Raw genomic sequence first — 18,205 nt, 5'->3', positions numbered from 1 at the left:
GATTCACCACCCCTGGGTCATCACACGGCGCGATCCGCATTCCTATGATGGGCCCACGACACCGCGGGCCGCTGCGACCAGGCAGTCCGATGCGGTGCAGATGCGGCGCGATGGTGGAGGGGTCGATGACTCAGGGGGCCGGTCAGGGACCCGAGGCGGAACGGACGGCGACGTTGCGCGACTTCCGGGTACCGGCATACGTCCACGAGACCGGGCCGTACTCCGACAGCAGCCACGCCGACGGTGCCGTCAGACCCGTAGAGGAGCCGGTGGAGCATCCGGAGGGGTACACGCCCACGCAGCGCGATCTTCCCGTCATCAACCGCGGTGACACGCTTCAGGTGACGATCGACCCGGCGTCCGTTCCGGCCCAGCAGTCCGCCGGCGGGCCGGGGCCCCTGTTCGTCGTCGGAGACGTGCACGGCTACATCGACGAACTGGTGGCCGCCCTCCAGGAGAAGGGCCTGGTCGACTCGGCGGGGAACTGGTGCGCGGGCACCGCCCGGCTGTGGTTCCTCGGCGACTTCACCGACCGCGGCCCCGACGGCATCGGTGTCATCGACCTCGTGATGCGGCTGTCCGCCGAGGCGGCCGCGGCCGGCGGCTACTGCAAGGCCCTCATGGGCAACCACGAACTGCTGCTGCTCGGCGCCAAGCGGTTCGGCGACACCCCCGTCCACTCCGGCGCGGGCACCGCCACCTTCCAGGCGGCCTGGCTGCTCAACGGCGGCCAGAAGACCGACATGGACCGCCTCCAGGACCATCACCTCCAGTGGATGGCCCGCCTCGACGCCGTCGAGGAGGTCGACGGCCACCTGCTCGTCCACTCGGACACCACCGCGTACCTCGACTACGGCGACTCGATCGAGGCGGTCAACGACACCGTCCGCGAGACGATCACACGCAACGACGCGGACGAAGTGTGGGATCTGTTCCGCAAGTTCACCAAGCGCTTCTCCTTCCGCGACGAAGGCGGCGCCGACGCCGTGCGCTCGCTGCTGGACACCTACGGCGGCACCCGCATCGTCCACGGGCACAGCCCCATCCCGTACCTGATGGGCGAAGTCGGCTCCGAGGACGACGAGGACACGACCGATCCCCTGGTCGAGGGCCCGCACGTCTACGCCGACGGCCTCGCCATCGCGATGGACGGCGGAGTGACCATGGCCGGAAAGCTCCTGGTGCAGCAACTTCCCCTGGACATCTGAGCATTCGGGGGGCAAACGCCCCCACGGCGGACTGACGGACGACGGCGCAGGCCAGGGGCCAATTTCTGCAAACCCCCTGTCACCTTGTGCCGTCACCGCTCTACCATCGGCTTATCCGTAGCAGGCTCCCCTCCGTTTCTGCCCGACGGCTCGTCGTCATGCGAGCCACCAGCCCTACGGAGCATCGGGGGATGCAGATGAACAGCGTTCCGCAGCACCTGCTGAGCGAGGACCGCCAGGAATACGAGCGGATCCTCGATGAGGCGCTGCGCTCCGCCCCACACCGCCCGGAACTGGCCGCTGTCGGACAGCGGCTCAACACCGAACAGCTGCGCACCATGGCGCTCAACGCCACCGCACTCATCACGGCGGCCGCGGCGACCGAGTACCAGCACTACGTGAAGGTCCGCGAGGAACTACGCCAGCCGGCGCCGTCCACCCCCTCGTCTGTTCGCGAAACCGGCCCCCTGGAGCCGGGCGCGAGCGCGATGGGGCTCGCCACCACCATGGGAGAGGTCGCCGAGACGGCCGGCGCGGGCGCCGTCGCCGTCGTCGCGGTCCTGGCCCCCGTCCTCGCCGGAACCGCCGCGGCGATCTTCCTGCTCGTGGGTTACATCCTGAAAATGCTGGACCCCGAGCCGGCGTTCGCCCAGACCATGATCACCGCCGGCTGGGTGTTCGGCGCCGTCACCGCGGCCGCCATCCTGGTCGCCGCCGTCGGGCTGCTGCTCACGGCTCTGCGCAACAGGCCCTCACTCACCGCCGGACCGTACGGCGAGATGAGCGCGGAAGTGGCCCGGGCCGGGGAGACCTGGCGCGAAGCCCTGCTGGAGCGCGGCATCCTGCCTTTCCTACGGGAGGCACTGGCCGACCCCGGCAGCGCCGCACTGCACCGTGCGGCACCGCAGGCGCCGATCAACCGCATGCCGCACCTCGGTTACGGCCGCCCGGGTTTCAGCAGCCCCGACGACGGTCCCGCGAGTCCGCGTCCGAGCTTCACGAGCCCGGACTACACCAGCCCGGACTTCGGAGGACCGGACCACCAGCCGGAGTAGCCCTCGGCTTGCGCCCCCGCCCCGGGGCACCCCTCCGCATCGGAGGACCCCGCCTCGGGGAGCGCAAGCCGGACACCCGGCCGTCGGCCGACCGTGCGTGCCTCGGGATCAGTCGACGACCGGCAGATAGACCCGGTTGCCGGCCGCCGCGAACTCCTTCGACTTCTGAGCCATCCCCTCCTCGACCGCCTCCCGGGATCCGCCGTGTTCGCGGCGGATGTCCTGGGAGATCTTCATGCTGCAGAACTTCGGCCCGCACATCGAGCAGAAGTGAGCCGTCTTGGCGGGTTCGGCGGGCAGCGTCTCGTCGTGGAACTCCCGGGCCGTGTCCGGATCGAGGGCCAGGTTGAACTGGTCCTCCCAGCGGAACTCGAACCGGGCGTCGGAGAGCGCGTCGTCCCATTCCTGCGCACCCGGGTGGCCCTTGGCGAGATCGGCCGCATGGGCGGCGATCTTGTACGTGATGACTCCGGTCTTGACGTCGTCACGGTTGGGCAGGCCCAGGTGCTCCTTGGGCGTGACGTAGCAGAGCATGGCCGTGCCCCACCAGGCGATCATCGCGGCGCCGATGCCGGAGGTGATGTGGTCGTACGCCGGCGCGACGTCCGTCGTCAGCGGGCCGAGGGTATAGAACGGAGCTTCATCGCAGATCTCCTGCTGAAGGTCGATGTTCTCCTTGATCTTGTGCATCGGGACATGTCCCGGGCCTTCGATCATGGTCTGTACGTTGAAACGCTTGGCTGTCCGGTTGAGTTCCCCGAGCGTCCGCAACTCCGCGAACTGCGCCTCGTCGTTGGCGTCCGCGATCGAGCCCGGCCTGAGGCCGTCGCCGAGCGAGTACGTGACGTCGTAGGCGGCGAGGATCTCGCAGAGTTCCTCGAAGTTCTCGTACAGGAAACTCTCGCGGTGGTGCGCGAGGCACCAGGCGGCCATGATCGAACCGCCACGGGAGACGATGCCGGTCTTGCGGTTCGCCGTCAGCGGTACGTACGGCAGGCGCACGCCCGCGTGGACGGTCATGTAGTCCACGCCCTGCTCGGCCTGTTCGACGACCGTGTCCTTGTAGATCTCCCAGGTCAGCTCCTCGGCGCGCCCGTCGACCTTCTCCAGAGCCTGGTAGAGCGGCACCGTGCCGATGGGAACGGGGGAGTTGCGCAGCACCCATTCCCGAGTGGTGTGGATGTTGCGGCCGGTGGACAGGTCCATGACCGTGTCGGCGCCCCAGCGGGTCGCCCAGGTCATCTTCTCGACCTCTTCCTCGATAGAGGAAGTCACCGCGGAATTCCCGATGTTGGCGTTGACCTTCACCAGGAACCGCTTGCCGATGATCATCGGCTCGATCTCCGGGTGGTTGACGTTGGCCGGCAACACCGCACGCCCCGCCGCGATCTCCTCGCGGACCACCTCGGGTGCCACGTTCTCCCGGATGGCCACGTACTCCATCTCGGGTGTGACCTCGCCGCGGCGCGCGTAGGCCAGCTGCGTGACCGCCTCGCCGTCACGGCTGCGGCGCGGCTGACGCGGCCGTCCGGGGAAGACAGCGTCGAGGTTGCGCAGACCGCCTCGCGGTGAGGTGTGCTTGACGCCGTCGTCCTCGGGCCGGACGGGACGGCCTGCGTACTCCTCGGTGTCGCCACGGGCGACGATCCAGTTCTCCCGCAGCGGAGGCAGGCCCCGGCGGACGTCGGTGTCGAGGAGGGGATCGGTGTACGGGCCCGAGGTGTCGTACAGCGTGACCGACTGCCCGTTGGTGAGGTGCACCTGACGGACCGGCACCCTCAGGTCGGGGCGTGAGCCCTCGACATACCCCTTGTGCCAGCCGATGGACTTCCCGCTCTCCCCGCTGGTCGCGCCCTCCTTCGAAGGATCCGTCGGAATCTGCGTGGAGGCAGGCGTGCGTGCGTCCTTGTTGGTCATGAGACCTACTCCCTACGCCGGCATTACCCGGTAACAGGTTCGGCGGTCGACGCAGCGATGTCCGTCTGCCGATGTTTCATGTGAAACATCACTCGGTTCGGGTGACGTCCCTGTGAAACACCGCAAAGACGGAGGTCAGCGCCCTCTCAGCCCGGTGCTCCGAGCTCCCGCGTGTGCAAAGGTGACTCCACGCTAGCGTCAATTCGGGCGCGGTGAACAGAGGGCCCCTGCCGTTCTTGCGATGATCGGTCGGTGACCACGACGCATCAGCCCCCGTACCCGCCGTCCGAGCCGCCCCGCGGGCCCGGCCGAGGAGACGGCCAGGGCGACGGGCACAACCACGGCCTCGGACCCGGCCACAACTTCGCGGGTGGCGTCCACCACGGCTCCGGTGGCGGGCACGCCCACGGACCGGGCCCCAGCGGCGGGTCCGGCCACGGCTCCGACGACGGGCACGGCTCGGGCTCCGGTGGCGGCCACGGGCACTCGCACAGTCACGGGCCGGCCGCACCCGTGTCCAAGCATCTGCGCAAGGTCATCGCGGCGATCCTCATCCCGTTCGGCATGGCGGTGGTGGTCGGGCTCGTGGTGCTGTGGCCCGGCGGCGCCCCGGCACACGAGCGCACCGGTGTCGGCTTCGACCGCCAGACCCAGCACGCCACGGTCACCGAGGTGGTGAGCGTGAGCTGTGCGTCGGTGAACGCCTCCGGGGGCGCACCGACAGGTGACACCTCCACCGCCGAGGGCTCGTCCGCCCAGCAGCAGGCGAACGGGACCTGCAAGAAGGCGACGATCCGGGTCGACACCGGTGACGACAAGGGCCGTACGTTCACGGAGATCGTCCAGCCGGACCAGTCACGGCAGTTGCACGAGGGTGAGAAGGTCGTGGTCGCCTACGAGCCTTCCGCACCCAAGGATTTGCAGTACTCCGTCACCGACGTGAACCGCAGGTTCCCCATGGCCCTGCTCGCCGGCATCTTCGCGGTGGCCGTCGTGGTGGTGGGACGGCTGCGCGGCATCATGGCGCTGGTGGCGCTGGCCGCCAGCTTCCTGGTGCTGACCCTGTTCATCCTGCCTGCGATTCTGCAGGGCTCGAATCCGCTGGCCGTGGCCGTGGTCGGGGCGAGCGCCATCATGCTCATCGCCCTGTATCTGTGCCACGGTCTGTCGGCCCGTACGTCGGTCGCCGTGCTCGGAACCCTCATCTCGCTGGTGCTGATCGGCGTACTCGGCTCGTTGTTCAACGGCTGGGCCGCGCTCACCGGCAACACGGACGACAACACCGGCCTGATCCACGGCCTGTTCCCGTCGATCGACATGAGCGGTCTGCTGCTCGCCGGCATCATCATCGGCTCGCTCGGTGTCCTCGACGACGTGACGGTCACCCAGACGTCCGCGGTCTGGGAGCTGCACGAGGCGAAACCGTCGATGGGCCGGCGTGGGCTGTACCGCGCGGGCATCCGCATCGGACGCGACCACATCGCGTCCGTCGTCAACACACTCGTGCTCGCCTACGCGGGCGCGGCGCTGCCTCTGTTGCTGCTCTTCTCCATCGCACAGAGCAGTGTGGGGACGGTCGCCAACAGTGAACTCGTCGCGGAGGAGATCGTGCGCACGCTCGTCGGCTCGATCGGCCTGGTCGCCTCCGTGCCCGTCACGACGGCTCTCGCGGCCCTGGTGGTCGCCGCCGACCGGCCGAATCCCGAGGCGGTGACGGCGGAGCCCCAGGAGGCTCCCGCGCGTGGCGGCAGGGGTCGGCGGCGCAAGCGCTGAAGCGGACGGTCCCGCTGAAGCGGACGGTCAGTGCGAGGCGTTCGGTCCCGCCCGCCTCGGCCGCCTCACCGTTCCTGCCGTGAAGTACCGGGGACGTAGGGATTCCCTGCCGGCGCAGCTGCCGGGACGGAAGCGTCCTGCCGGCGAAGTACCCGGGGCCGAAGCGTTCCTGCCGGTGAAGCCTCCGGGGCGGAAGCGTTCCTGCACGGCCGCACCGCACCCGGTTCACCGACGCGGGCGGATTCGCGGTCCCCGGCTCGTGCTGCGCGGCCACCCGTCCCGGTGCGGCGAAGAGTTCAGTCCACCTCGTCGCCGTACGGCATCAGCCCGTGCTCTGTTCCTCGGCCAGGATGCGGTCCAGCGCCTCGTCGAGGTGGGCGTCGAAATCGCCGATCGCACCCTCCTGGCCCAACGGCACCAACTTGTCGGTGCGGTCCAGGAAGGCGATGAGCGGAGCCGTCGACGAGCGGAACAGCGCCTGGTCGCCGCTGACCTGTAGCCGGATCAGAACCTCGCCCAGCGACTCGGGGTCGGCGGGTGAGACCCGCACGTCTCCCTCCCCGCACGGCCGACCCACGCCGTCGATCAGCAGCTCGCGACCGAAAGCCCAGGTCACCGGCGCGTCGCCGGGCAGATGGAAGGTCAGCCGGACTGCGTAGGGATCACCGGCCTCGTAGCGCAGTTGCACCGGGATGCGGAAGGAGAGCTCCTCGGAGACGAGGAAGCTCATCATGACCTCTGCCTGTACGGACTCGCGCATCGCCTACCCCGTCATATGCCGTCGATTGGCCGGGAATCAACCCTCTGACATTGAAGGCATCTTGCAGAAAGTACACAACAGATCACAAGGAGTGAGTTTTCAGATACTGATAGAGATGGCCAGCGACCCCAGGAGCCGACCCACCTCGTCCTGCAGTTGCCGGGCCGCCGCCAGGAGGCGATCGGCCTGATGGGAGGGGAGAGAAATGGCCATCGAGGCGGCCGTGGTGCCCACGGTGATCGGGATCGCCGCACACACCGTCCCCAGCGCGTACTCCTGCCGCTCGGTCACCGGATCCATCCGCCGCATGTGCTGGAGACGCCGGAGCAATGTGTGATCGTCACGCACCGTGTACGGAGTGACGGACTGCACGGGATAGCGGTCGAGGTGGTCGCGCCGAGCGTCCTCGTCCAGCTGAGCCAGCAGGCACTGCCCGATGGCGTGCGCGTGCCCGGTCTCGCGGAAGTCGGCCCACTCCTCGACCGCCGGATTGCCCGGGGTGTCGGCGACGCACATGATCTCGATCTCGCCGTCGCGGTACATCGCGTAGTACACGGGTACGCCGATCGCATCGCGCCAGTGCGCGAGCGTGTCGGCAACCGTGCTGCGACGTTTCTGCTGGGCTCCGTTGCTGCCCAGTCGCTCGGCCGCCTCACCGAGGAAGAACAGCCCCTTGTCGCGGCGCAGATAGCCCTCGTGCACGAGGGTGCGCAACAGGTGGTATGCCGTGGGGAGCGCCAGCCCGGTCTCACGGGCCAGTTGTTTGGCGGGGGCCCCGTGCACGTGCTCGGCGACACATTCCAGCAGGCGCATCGCCCGCTGCACGGACCCGATGAGCGTGGCCGCGTGCGGTGCGGCGGAGTGGGGCGGGGAGGAGTGCGGTTGCTCGGGCAGTGCCGCCGGGAGCCGCTGGGCCGCGGATGCCGTCGGATGCGGCCGTAGCGGGGGCGTGGGCTGCTCGGGGGGCCGGAGGCGGGCCCCCGGGGAAGAGACGGCGGTGTGGGCCGCTGCGGGCGGTGCGTGGGCTTCCGCAGGGGCGATGTCTACCGTGGCCAAGGGTCACTCCCGAAGTGCGAGGGGGCAGCCCGTGCGGGTCACACGGGAGGGGGTGTACGCCGCTCGCGGGGTGGTCCCCGCGTCGAGTTCCCGGACTTTAACCGCCTGCCACCGCTTGCAGACGGCCTGTCCGTGAAACTTCCCCCGCCCGAGGGAACCGGTGATTCCTGTTACCGGTCACCGGTTGCCCGGGAGGCTCACCAGTCGCCCCGCGACGAGGAACTCGCCGTGAACTTCCGTACGACGTAGATCAGTCCGCCCACCAGGGCCACGAAGACCAGTGCCTTGAAGAGCAGGCCGATGAAGAAGCCGACGACGCTGGCTATCAGTCCGCCGAACACGACCAGGGCGATGACCGGCACCGCAACCCACTTCACCCACCAGGGCAGTCCCGCGAAGATCTCTCGCATCGCTCTTGTCCTTACCTCTCCGCCCGTCGCTGTGCCGGGTTCCGTCGACGACCTGCACGCGCGGTGCCGGGTCCTGTCGACCCCCGCACTTCTGATGCCAGGTCCTGCTTGTGCCTGCGTTCGATGCTAGGGCCGGGAGGGGCCCCGACGGGGGCCTCGCATCCCTTGTCGTCCCCTGACCGAACCCCTAGGGAACCCTGAGGCGACAGATCAGCTCTCGGGCGGAGAGAAGACCACCAGGACCCGCAGATCCTCGCTGATGTGGTGGAACTTGTGGGCCACACCGGCCGGCACGTACACCACGCTGCCGCGCGCCACCTGAGTGGTCTCCAGGCCCACGGTGATCGCCGCGCGGCCGCTCACCACGAAGTAGACCTCGTCCTGGTTGTGGGGCTGCTGCCGGTCGTGCTCACCGGCGTCCAGGGCGTACAGGCCGACCGACATGTTCCGTTCGCGCAGAAACTGCAGGTAGGCACCATCATTGGCGGCGCGCTCCGCCTCCAGTTCGTCCAGCCGGAATGCCTTCATCTGCTTCGTCCGCCCTCGCCCGTACTCGTAACCGATCTCTTCTGCCACGATCAGACACATGAAGAATTTCCTAGTCAAGACGATCGCCAACGCGGGTGCCCTGGCGGTCGCGGTGTGGCTGCTCGACAAGATCACTCTGGCCGGTGACAGCACGGGCAAGGAGTTCGCCACCCTGATATTGGTCGCCCTGGTCTTCGGCCTGGTGAACTTCCTTGTCAAGCCGGTCGTGAAGGTGCTGACCTTCCCGTTGTTCATCCTGACGCTCGGCCTGATCACCCTGGTGGTCAACGCGTTGATGCTGCTGCTCACCTCGTGGCTCGCCGACAAGCTCGACCTGAGCTTCCATGTCGACGGCTTCTGGACCGCCGTCCTGGGCGGCTTGATCATCTCGATCGTCTCCTGGGCGCTGAACGTCGTCCTGCCGGACGGGGACTGAGTCCGTCATGTCCTATCGCGTCTGCTTCGTCTGCACGGGCAACATCTGCCGCTCGCCGATGGCCGAGTCCGTCTTCCGTTCCCGCGTGCGGGAGGCCGGGCTCGGCGGCCGGGTCGAAGTCGACAGCGCCGGCACCGACGGGTGGCACGAGGGCGACGGTGCCGATCCGCGCACCGTCGCCGTCCTCGAGGACAACGGCTATGGGAGCGGCCACACGGCCCGGCGGTTCCAGGCGTCCTGGTTCTCCCGCCTAGACCTCGTCCTCGCGCTCGACGCCGGCCACCTCAGGGCCCTGCGCCGCCTCGCGCCCACCGCTCAGGACGCGGAGAAGGTGCGGTTGCTCCGTTCGTACGATCCCGCCGCCGGGGACCTGGACGTACCGGACCCGTACTACGGGGGGATGGACGGCTTCGAGGAGTGTCTTGAGATGGTGGAGGCGGCGAGCGACGGTCTGCTCGCCGCGGTACGTGAGCACGTGGAAGGACGAGCGGCATGAGCGGTACGGAGACACAGGGCCCGGCGGACGGCAGCGGGGACGGCACGCGCGCGGTGAGGGCCGGGTTGCCCGAGCCGGTCAAGCACGAGCCGACACTGCCCGGGCCGGTCTTCGCCGCCCACTTCCACCTGCCGGGCGATCCCACCGGCCCGTACACCTACGGCCGCGACGAGAACCCCACCTGGACCCTGCTGGAGCGGGCCATCGGCGAGCTGGAGGCGCCCGGGCAGGACGGCGTCCAGACGCTCGTGTTCGCCTCCGGCATGGCCGCCATCTCCTCGGTGCTCTTCTCCCAGCTGCGCGCCGGGGACAGCGTCGTCCTGCCGAACGACGGCTACCAGGTGCTGCCCCTGGTCCGCGCCCAACTGGAGGCGTACGGCATCGAGGTCCGCACCGCTCCCACCGGCGGCGACGCGCAGCTCGACGTCCTCGACGGCGCGAAGCTGCTGTGGATCGAGAGCCCGTCGAACCCCGGTCTGGACGTGTGCGACATCCGCAGACTCGTCGAGGCGGCACACACGCGCGGCGCCCTGGTGGCCGTCGACAACACGCTGGCGACGCCGCTCGGGCAGCGCCCGCTGGAGCTCGGCGCCGACTTCTCGGTCGCGAGCGGCACCAAGCAACTCACCGGGCACGGTGACGTCCTGCTCGGGTACGTCACCGGCCGCGACGCCGAGACCATGGCCGGCGTGCGCCGCTGGCGGAAGATCGTCGGTGCGATCCCGGGGCCCATGGAGGCCTGGCTGGCCCACCGCTCGATCGCCACGCTCCAGTTGCGGGTCGAACGGCAGAACGCGAGCGCGCTCGTCCTGGCCGAGGCGCTGCGGGGACGGCCTGAGGTGACCGGGCTCCGGTATCCGGGGCTGCCCGACGATCCCTCGTACAAGATCGCCTCACAGCAGATGCACCGCTATGGGTGCGTGGTTTCCTTCACCCTGCCCACGCGCGCGCATGCCGACCGATTCCTCGACGCGCTGCGGCTCGTGGACGACGCGACCAGCTTCGGCGGGGTGCGGTCCACTGCCGAACGGCGCGGCCGCTGGGGCGGGGACGCGGTGCCGGAGGGGTTCATTCGTCTCTCGGTCGGAGCCGAGGATCCGCAGGACCTGGTGGCGGACGTGCTGCGTGCGCTGGCCGAATCGGCGCACTGACCGGCGGGTTGTCGGTGCCCGGCCGCGTATGGACGGACGGTCCGAGCCTCCCCCCTCGTGGCTCGGACCGTCCCGGTTCTGCGCGCGAAGAACCGCGCGCCCAAGGCTAGTTGACTCTGTGTCAGTGTCCAATCACAGTAGCGACAGAGACCTATCGACTTATTTATAGTTGGGCGCGGCCGGGGGGCCGGGAAAAAGGGCAGGAAGGGGAGGGCGTCTATGGATCTGGCCTTACTGCGCACGTTCGTGACCGTGCACCGGGCCGGCTCCTTCACTCGTGCCGCCGCTCTGCTCGGCCTCTCCCAGCCCGCCGTCACCTCGCAGATACGCACCCTGGAGCGGCAGTTGGGCCGCCCGTTGTTCCTGCGCCAGGCCCGCGGTGTGACACCGACGAGCATCGGAGACGAGCTCGCGCACAAGGCCGCGCCGCATCTCGACGCCCTGGTGGAAATCACCGAGACCGGGCTCGACGACGACTCCTCCGTACGGAGCCTGCACCTCGCCGGTCCCCCCGAATTCACCGCCGAGCGGGCACTGCCCGCCCTGACGGAACTGACCGGCGAGGACGGTCAGGGGTTCGCCCTCCGCACCTCCTTCGGGAATGCCGAGGAAACCCTGGAGGGGCTGGCCGCCGGACATCATGATCTGGCCATCTGTACGGCCCGTCCGCGCGGACCGCTGCTCACGGCGACTCCGCTCTGCGACGAGGAGCACATCCTGGTGGCCTCCCCGCGCTGGGCCGGGGAGATCGGTCTGGAGGAACCTCGCCGTGACGGAGCGGTCGCACTGGAACGGGCACCGTTGATCGAGGTGCACGAGTCCCTCCCCTTCGTCTCCCGCTACTGGGCCTCCGTCTTCGACTCCCGCCCAGCCGCCCCGGGCACCGTCATCGTTCCCGACCTGCGGGCGGTCCTCGCCTGTGCGGTAGCCGGCGCGGGCCTCGCGGTGCTGCCCCGCTATCTGTGCGCGGCGGCCCTGGAGCGTGGTGACGTCCTGGCTCTGCATGATCCGGCAGTGCCACCCTTACGGACGTACTTCCTGGTCGTCCGTACCGGCACGCTGGCCATGCCGCACATCGCGCGGGCCCATGAGTGGCTGCTGCGTACGGCCGCCGACTGGTGCTGAGCCGCGTTTCCCCGGTATCGAGGGGCTGGGCCACGAGAGATCACGCCCTGAGCTCGGTCGGTGACCTTTCGCGATGTTTCACGTGGAACCAGCCGGGCCACATTCCTCCCATGACCGTCCGACCCGTGGTCAAGCGCACCGCCCGTGCCGTTCTGCTGGATGGCGACGACCTGATCCTGATCAAACGCACCAAGCCCGGCGTGGATCCCTACTGGGTCACGCCTGGTGGCGGGGTCGAGCCGGAGGACCCGACGGTCGTGCATGCACTGCATCGCGAGGTCTACGAGGAACTCGGCGCCAAGATCACAAACGTCGTGCCGTGCTTCGTCGACACCGTCGAGCACATCGGCGCGGACGGTGGCGCGACCGGCGTGAAGGTGCAGCACTTCTTCGTCTGCAACCTCGAATCCATGAACACGGCGCTACGCCACGGCCCCGAGATGGACGAACCCATCGGCGAGTACGAGATCGTGCGGGTGCCGTTCACCCGGGTCGGGATCGCCTCCGTCCACCTCGTGCCGCTGTCCCTACGGCACTACCTGGACGGGAACATCGAGGGTGTACGCGCCATGCAGGCCCCGGACCTGGGCTGACGCCGGCGCGGGCGCGGGCGCGGGCGCGGGTCAAGATCCGACGGCGACGAGCTCCTCCACCGAGTCGTGCCGTATGCGTTGTGCCGGGATGCCGATGTCCCGCAGGGCATCCACTCCGCTGCGGATCATTCCGGGCGGACCCGAGACATAGGCGTCGTAGTCGTGCCACGGCCCGTACGCCCGTATCGCGTCCGGGAGCTGGAGTTGCGCCTGCCGGTCGACGACAGCGCGGACCGATAGCCAGGGGTGGGACTGCTGGAGCCTGAGCAGGGTGTCCATGTCGTACAGGTCGTGGTCGGAACGGGCGCCGTAGAACACCTCGACCGGCCGCCGCTCACCGTGCTCGGCGACATCCTCGACCAGCGCCTTGATCGGGGCTATGCCGGTGCCGCCGCCCAGGCAGAGCAGCCCGTTGTCGGTGGTGTGGTCGACGGTCATGGAACCGCTCGGCGGGCCCAGCCTGATGGTGTCGCCGAGCCGGGCGCGGTGCACCAGAGCGTTGGAGACCCAGCCCGCGGGGACGGCCTTCACGTGGAACGACAGCAGACCGTCGGAGCGGGGCGCTGAGGCGAAGGAATAGTGCCGCCAGATCCGTGGCCACCAGGGGGTTTCCACGCTCGCGTACTGACCGGCGAGGAAGGGGTAGGGCTGGTCGGGGCGGACGGTGACGACCGCGACGTCCGGCGTCCGCAGCTCGTGCGCCACGACCTCCGCGTACCACCAGGCCGGGGCGGTGCGTTCGTTGACGGCCGCGGCGTCGATCATCACCTGCGAGATCGTCGTGTACGTCCGGACCCAGGCCGCCTCCGTCTCCGCGCTCCAGACGCTCGAGGCGTACTTGTTCAGCGCACCGATCAGGCACTCCCCGACGGCCGGGTAGTGCTCGGCCCGGGTGCCGTACTTGCGGTGGCCCCGGCCCAGGTTCTGCAGATAGGCGACGAGCACCTCGGTGTTGTCGATGTGCTCGGCCGCGGTGAGCAGCGCCTTGAGAAGCCGGTCCCGTTGGGTGTCCATCGCGGCGGGAAAGAGCGAACGCAGATCGGGGTGGCGCACGAAGAGCAACGCGTAGAAGTACGAGGTGACCTTGTCGGCCACGGGGGCGACCTCGGCCATGGTCCGGCGAATGAGGACAGCATCCGGCGAGGCGCTGTCCTGGGAGGGCTCGGCCGGAAGTTCCCGGGTGATGCGGGCGGGCACCTTCGGCTCGGGCGGGATCGGTGGGGCGGACCGTTGGGCAGGCAGTCGGTGGGGGGTGAGCGGTGCTTCGACAGGTGTGGACACAGATGCGGGGGGCGACGCCCGGGGCGTCTGTAGCGCGGCCGGCTCGGCGCCGGCCGGGGCGGCCTGGGGGTGGCCGAGTGCGAGCGCGGTGCGGGGATCGGTGAATGCGGGGACGGTGTGGGGATCGGTGACGGCAGCGTCCGTTCGACGATCGTCGAACGCGGGGGCGGGCGGGGTTCCGCGGGCCGCGGTGGAGGCCTGCGCAGCGCCTCCACCCTCCGGACTCGTCCCAGTGGCGGCCGCGGTCCTGCCCACGGGGCGCAGCGCCGCCAGACGACTGCCCTCGTTGGTCTCCTGTCCGCTGCTGTGCGTCGTCTCCGGCTGCACGCGTGGGGTGAACCAGCCGCCCGCACCGCCTGAAGTGCCGTTGTCGGCCGACGTGGTGGTCGGAGCGTCCATGATGTGCCTCGCCTCGAACATCTTTCGGTCGGTCTGCGCACCTCCGCGTTCGGAGAGTGCCTGCTTCCCCCGCAGACGGCTTGCCTTTCCGTTCGGTGCCGCCGGCCGATACGGCCACATTCAACGTGCGTTGGCGCTTCGTACGGACAAGTAAGGCGAGAGTGTGACATTGGCCCCAGTCCTCTCACCGCATCGTCCCACCCGGTCCGGATGCCCAGTCGTTCAACCGAAAACGCAGGCCTTCGATCTCTCCGTCCCGTCAGGCTGCACTGCTTCGTTCACGGTTCGCACGGGATGTGCACTCCTCGCCCGCCGCGAACCGGAGTCGACCATACCGGCCACCGCTCCGCCCACAACCACCCCCTCCTTCACCCTGAATGAAGAAGGGGGTGAACCCAGCGAATAGCTCAACTACCGTGCGTGGCGCACCAATTCATAGGCTTCCCACAGATCCTTGCCGCGGTAGGAGTGGGTGGAGACGTCGGACAGATGGCGGTCCGCGTTGACCGCGACGGAGACCGGCACCACACCGAACAGTTCCCTGTCCGACGAGGAGTCGCCATAAGCAACGCAGTCGGCCCGCCGTATGCCGAACTCCGCACAGAGTCGGTCGGCGATCAGTACCTTGGCCGCCGCGCTGAGGACGCCGGACGGGTCCACTGGTTCGGTGAAGGGAACAGCGGGAAACCGTGATCCGTACGCGGCATGCGCACCCCATCCGGTCAGCCGTTCCACGAAGAAGGACGGGGAGAGCGACACGACCGCGCAGTAGTCGCCCCTCTCTCTGATCTCCGCCCACACCTCGCGAATACGAGCCAACCAGGGCGCACTCTCGAAGGCCGCCGTCACATGGGCTTCCGTGAGGTCCGTCCAGAGCTCACGGACCCGAGTCGCGTACTGGGGTGGTGTGATCAGCCCCGCCAGGACAGCCTCGTCGAGGGCCTGCGTCTCTGCCTCCAGTCCGAGCTGCCGCGAGATTTCCACGGGCGCGCTGGTTCCGTGCAGCAATGTGCCGTCGAGGTCGAAGAGATGAAGTCTCGCCATGCTTCCAGAGGCTAGTGGGACCTGCCGCTCACTCCCCCGGAAGATTGCCGGATGCCTGCCGTTCGCCGATGTTTCACGTGAAACTCCCAAGGTCTGGCCGCGTGCTGTGGGGTTGGCCACGCATGGCCAAAAGCTCGTATGTCCCGTCGGAAAGAGGTGGACGCCGAGGGCGCCCGTCCGACAGCCTGACCTGCGTGCCGACTCCCTCCCTCACCGCTCTGCCCATCCGCCGTCTGACGCTTCGCGATCTCACCGCCTGCGCCGACTTGTCCGAGGACCGGGGGTGGCCGCGCGAGGAGCACAAGTGGGGCCTCCTGCTCGCGGCCGGCAAGGGGTACGGCATCGACGACCCCGGCGGAGGCCTGGTGAGCGCCTGTGTCGTCACGGAGTACGGGCCGCGGGAGCGCCCCGATCTCGGGGCCATCGGGATGGTGCTGGTCGCCGAACGGCATGCTCGCCAGGGCGTCGGCCGACGTCTGATGCGTCACGTCGTCTCCGAGCTGGGCCCGACACCCCTGACTCTGCACGCGACACCGTACGGGCGCCCGCTCTACGAGGAGCTCGGTTTCAAGGTCATCGGACGGGCCGAGATGCTGCACGGCCGCTTTCGGCCCGGTGGGCCGGAACCCGAGGTCGTGACGCGTGCGGCCACCGCCGAGGACATCGCCTCGATCCTCCGGCTCGACGAGGAGGTGTTCGGCGCCGACCGTACACACATCGTCACCCGTCTGCCCGCCTTTGCCGACCAGTTGCGTGTGGCCGAGGCACAGGGGCGGATCATCGGATACGCGGCTGCCTGGCCCAACATGGACACCCATGTCGTGGGCCCGCTGATCGCCCACGACGCCGAGACGGCGCAGGCGCTTCTCACGTCCCTCGCCGCCCGCACCGACCGCCCCCTGCGGACCGATATCGACGTACGTCATGAAGAGCTGCTCGACTGGGCCAAGCAGCGTGGTCTGGAGTCCATCGCCTTCAACGCGGTCATGACGTACGGCATCACGGAGCTGCCCGGGGACTGGAGCCGACGGTTCGCACCGTTGACGGTGGCAGCCGGCTGAGACATCCCCGTACGGCGAACGCCGGTTCCCGGCTGGATACCGCCGGTGGGAGCGCTACGGCTCAGCCGTGGACAGCGGCCCGCCGCTCGGCGACCGAGGCGTCCGCGACGACCGTGGCGGGGACGTTGTCACGGCGCTCCAGGCCGGCCGACAGGAAGGCGAGAAGCAGCGCGGCCACGGCGAGGGCGGCGCCGACCCAGTTGGGAGCCGTATATCCGAAGCCGGCCCCGATGACGAGACCGCCGAGCCACGCGGAGAGCGCGTTGCCGAGGTTGAAGGCGCCGATGTTCACAGCCGAGGCCAGGGTCGGCGCGCCGTGCGCCTGGTCGAGTACGCGCTTCTGAAGCGGCGGGACGGTGGCGAACCCGAGGGCGCCGATGAGGGTGATCGTGACGGCTGCCGCCGCCTTGTGGTGCGCGGTGAGCGTGAAGAGCGCCAGTACGAGTGCCAGGGCCCCCAAGGAGACGTACAGCAGAGGCATCAGGGCGCGGTCGGCGAACCTGCCGCCGACGAGGTTGCCGGCGACCATGCCGAGGCCGAAGAGCACCAGCAGCCAGGTGACGGAGCTGTCGGCGAAGCCTGCGACGTGGGTCATCATCGGCGATATGTAGGTGATGGCCGCGAAGACTCCGCCGAAGCCGAGGACGGTCATCGCCATCGCGAGCAGGACCTGAGTGTTCTTGAACGCGGCCAGTTCGTGCCTCAGCCGCACTCCCTGTGGCCTGGGCAGCTCGGGGACGAGCTTGGCTATGCCGACCAGGCCGATGACACCCAGACCGGCCACGAGGCCGAAGGTGACCCGCCAGCCGACCGACTGCCCGACGAGCGTGCCGAGCGGGACACCGACGACGTTGGCGACGGTCAGTCCGGTGAACATCATCGCGATGGCCCCGGCCTTCTTGTCCGGGGCGACCAGGTCTGCCGCGACGACCGAGCCGATACCGAAGAAGGCACCGTGCGCGAGCGAGGCGACGACCCGGCCGATCAGCATGACGGCGAAGGACGGCGCCAGGGCGGAGAGCAGGTTGCCGACGACGAAGAGGCCCATCAGCAGCATCAGCATCCGCTTACGGGAGATCTTGGTGCCGAGGACGGTCATCAGGGGAGCACCGAGCATGACGCCGAGTGCGTAGCCGGTCACCAGGAAGCCGGCGGTGGGAATCGAGACACCGAAATCGCCGGCGACCTCGGGCAGCAGACCCATGATCACGAACTCGGTCGTCCCGATTCCGAAGGCCCCGATCGCGAGGGCCAGAAGCGCGAGCGGCATGTGCAGGCACCTTCCAGAAGATTGCAGAAGCTCGTCAAGCACCGTTCACGTTAATTGCACACGCGGGCTATATGCAAACGCCGACTATCGCGGAGTTGACGTATCCTGAGGGGAAGCCGCTCCTGGACGGAGGAACGCCCATGACCGCCACGGACCCCGCGCTCACCGCCCTCGCACAGGGCTGGTGCGCCCTCTCGCTCCTGCACGGGAGGATCGAGGCCCACATCGAGCGCGCACTGCAGAGCGGCCACGATCTGAGCGTGCGCGAGTACTCCCTGCTCGACGTGCTCAGCCGCCAACACGACGGCGAGGGGGGCCATCTACAGATGAAGCAGGTCGCCGACGCGGTTGTCCTCAGCCAGAGCGCCACCACCCGACTGGTCACCCGGCTCGAGGACCGCGGCCTGCTCTCCCGGTACCTGTGCCCCACCGACCGGCGCGGCATCTACACCGACGTCACGGACGCCGGCCTCGCGCTCCTTGAACAGGCACGGCCCACCAACGACGCCGCCCTCCGCGAGGCACTCGACGAAGCGGCCAAGAGCCCGGAACTCGCCCCACTGGTCCGAGTCGTGGAATCACTCAACGCTCCCGCGGCAGCGTGAGAAGCACCATTCCGGGACGTCGGCTACGTAGGGTGCG

The 18,205-nt window shown here is 69.0% G+C and carries 18 protein-coding genes and 1 riboswitch; of the genes, 10 read left to right on the top strand and 8 right to left on the bottom strand.

Annotated features, from left to right (window positions below):
• Window positions 1-110: 110 nt before the first annotated feature.
• Entirely contained in the window at window positions 111-1,208 is a 1,098-nt protein-coding gene (locus OG985_RS23645) for a metallophosphoesterase (protein ID WP_371670332.1), read from the top strand.
• Between the two features lie 191 nt (window positions 1,209-1,399).
• Window positions 1,400-2,263, top strand: coding sequence for a hypothetical protein (locus OG985_RS23640; RefSeq protein WP_371670331.1), 864 nt, complete (start codon window positions 1,400-1,402; stop codon window positions 2,261-2,263).
• Between the two features lie 108 nt (window positions 2,264-2,371).
• On the opposite strand, the gene thiC is transcribed toward OG985_RS23640, so the two are convergent.
• On the bottom strand, window positions 2,372-4,180 hold the full coding sequence (gene thiC, locus OG985_RS23635) for a phosphomethylpyrimidine synthase ThiC (protein WP_371670330.1): 1,809 nt from the start codon (window positions 4,178-4,180) through the stop codon (window positions 2,372-2,374).
• A riboswitch (TPP riboswitch) is annotated at window positions 4,173-4,361 on the bottom strand. Its footprint overlaps the gene before it by 8 nt.
• A 71-nt stretch (window positions 4,362-4,432) precedes the next feature.
• Between thiC and OG985_RS23630 the strand changes: the two genes are divergently transcribed.
• Complete coding sequence (locus OG985_RS23630; protein WP_371670329.1) at window positions 4,433-5,953, top strand: YibE/F family protein; 1,521 nt, start codon at window positions 4,433-4,435, stop codon at window positions 5,951-5,953.
• A 322-nt stretch (window positions 5,954-6,275) separates the two neighbouring features.
• Here the strand turns inward: OG985_RS23630 and OG985_RS23625 are convergent, their stop codons facing one another.
• From OG985_RS23625 to OG985_RS23610, 4 genes are all read right to left on the bottom strand, one after another.
• Window positions 6,276-6,713, bottom strand: a complete 438-nt coding sequence (locus tag OG985_RS23625; protein ID WP_371670328.1) for an SsgA family sporulation/cell division regulator — start codon at window positions 6,711-6,713, stop codon at window positions 6,276-6,278.
• Between the two features lie 99 nt (window positions 6,714-6,812).
• Window positions 6,813-7,607 (bottom strand): IclR family transcriptional regulator, encoded by a 795-nt coding sequence (locus OG985_RS23620; RefSeq protein WP_371674474.1) that lies wholly within the window; start codon window positions 7,605-7,607, stop codon window positions 6,813-6,815.
• A gap of 359 nt (window positions 7,608-7,966) precedes the next feature.
• Window positions 7,967-8,179, bottom strand: a complete 213-nt coding sequence (locus OG985_RS23615; RefSeq protein WP_356031601.1) for a DUF5326 family protein — start codon at window positions 8,177-8,179, stop codon at window positions 7,967-7,969.
• Window positions 8,180-8,389: 210 nt separating this feature from the next.
• Window positions 8,390-8,707, bottom strand: a complete 318-nt coding sequence (locus OG985_RS23610) for a cupin domain-containing protein (protein ID WP_363284954.1) — start codon at window positions 8,705-8,707, stop codon at window positions 8,390-8,392.
• 58 nt (window positions 8,708-8,765) lie between these two features.
• Here OG985_RS23610 and OG985_RS23605 point away from each other — a divergent pair, with 58 nt between their 5' ends.
• The 5 genes from OG985_RS23605 to OG985_RS23585 all read left to right on the top strand — a co-directional run bounded on the left by OG985_RS23605 (window position 8,766) and on the right by OG985_RS23585 (window position 12,508).
• A complete protein-coding gene (locus OG985_RS23605; RefSeq protein ID WP_371670327.1) occupies window positions 8,766-9,143 on the top strand; it encodes a phage holin family protein in 378 nt (125 codons plus the stop codon).
• A gap of 7 nt (window positions 9,144-9,150) precedes the next feature.
• Window positions 9,151-9,639 carry a low molecular weight protein-tyrosine-phosphatase gene (locus OG985_RS23600; protein WP_371670326.1) on the top strand — a complete coding sequence of 163 codons (489 nt, stop codon included), beginning with the start codon at window positions 9,151-9,153 and terminating at the stop codon, window positions 9,637-9,639.
• Window positions 9,636-10,790, top strand: a complete 1,155-nt coding sequence (locus OG985_RS23595; RefSeq protein WP_371670325.1) for a cystathionine gamma-lyase — start codon at window positions 9,636-9,638, stop codon at window positions 10,788-10,790. The genes OG985_RS23600 and OG985_RS23595 overlap by 4 nt, the downstream gene beginning before the upstream one ends.
• Before the next feature lie 219 nt (window positions 10,791-11,009).
• Window positions 11,010-11,915, top strand: coding sequence for a LysR family transcriptional regulator (locus OG985_RS23590; protein ID WP_371670324.1), 906 nt, complete (start codon window positions 11,010-11,012; stop codon window positions 11,913-11,915).
• 110 nt (window positions 11,916-12,025) lie between these two features.
• The gene (locus tag OG985_RS23585) at window positions 12,026-12,508 is read left to right on the top strand and encodes an NUDIX domain-containing protein (RefSeq protein WP_371670323.1); all 483 of its coding nucleotides are present in this window, start codon (window positions 12,026-12,028) and stop codon (window positions 12,506-12,508) included.
• Window positions 12,509-12,538: 30 nt separating this feature from the next.
• Here OG985_RS23585 and OG985_RS23580 read toward each other — a convergent pair whose 3' ends face one another.
• The gene (locus tag OG985_RS23580; RefSeq protein WP_371670322.1) at window positions 12,539-14,188 is read right to left on the bottom strand and encodes a globin domain-containing protein; all 1,650 of its coding nucleotides are present in this window, start codon (window positions 14,186-14,188) and stop codon (window positions 12,539-12,541) included.
• 411 nt (window positions 14,189-14,599) lie between these two features.
• Window positions 14,600-15,232 carry an HAD family hydrolase gene (locus OG985_RS23575; RefSeq protein WP_371670321.1) on the bottom strand — a complete coding sequence of 211 codons (633 nt, stop codon included), beginning with the start codon at window positions 15,230-15,232 and terminating at the stop codon, window positions 14,600-14,602.
• A 194-nt stretch (window positions 15,233-15,426) separates the two neighbouring features.
• Between OG985_RS23575 and OG985_RS23570 the strand changes: the two genes are divergently transcribed.
• A complete protein-coding gene (locus tag OG985_RS23570; RefSeq protein WP_371670320.1) occupies window positions 15,427-16,293 on the top strand; it encodes a GNAT family N-acetyltransferase in 867 nt (288 codons plus the stop codon).
• A 61-nt stretch (window positions 16,294-16,354) separates the two neighbouring features.
• Here OG985_RS23570 and OG985_RS23565 read toward each other — a convergent pair whose 3' ends face one another.
• Window positions 16,355-17,563, bottom strand: a complete 1,209-nt coding sequence (locus OG985_RS23565) for an MFS transporter (protein WP_371670319.1) — start codon at window positions 17,561-17,563, stop codon at window positions 16,355-16,357.
• Window positions 17,564-17,703: 140 nt separating this feature from the next.
• On the opposite strand from OG985_RS23565, the gene OG985_RS23560 reads away from it, so the two are divergent.
• Window positions 17,704-18,168 (top strand): MarR family winged helix-turn-helix transcriptional regulator, encoded by a 465-nt coding sequence (locus OG985_RS23560; protein WP_371670318.1) that lies wholly within the window; start codon window positions 17,704-17,706, stop codon window positions 18,166-18,168.
• The last annotated feature ends 37 nt before the right edge of the window (window positions 18,169-18,205 follow it).

Origin of the sequence: Streptomyces sp. NBC_00289 (genome assembly GCF_041435115.1) — a bacterium.
GTDB lineage: Bacteria > Actinomycetota > Actinomycetes > Streptomycetales > Streptomycetaceae > Streptomyces.
The sequence above is the reverse complement of the archived record's forward strand: the minus strand, read 5'-3'. Positions and strand labels throughout refer to the sequence as shown.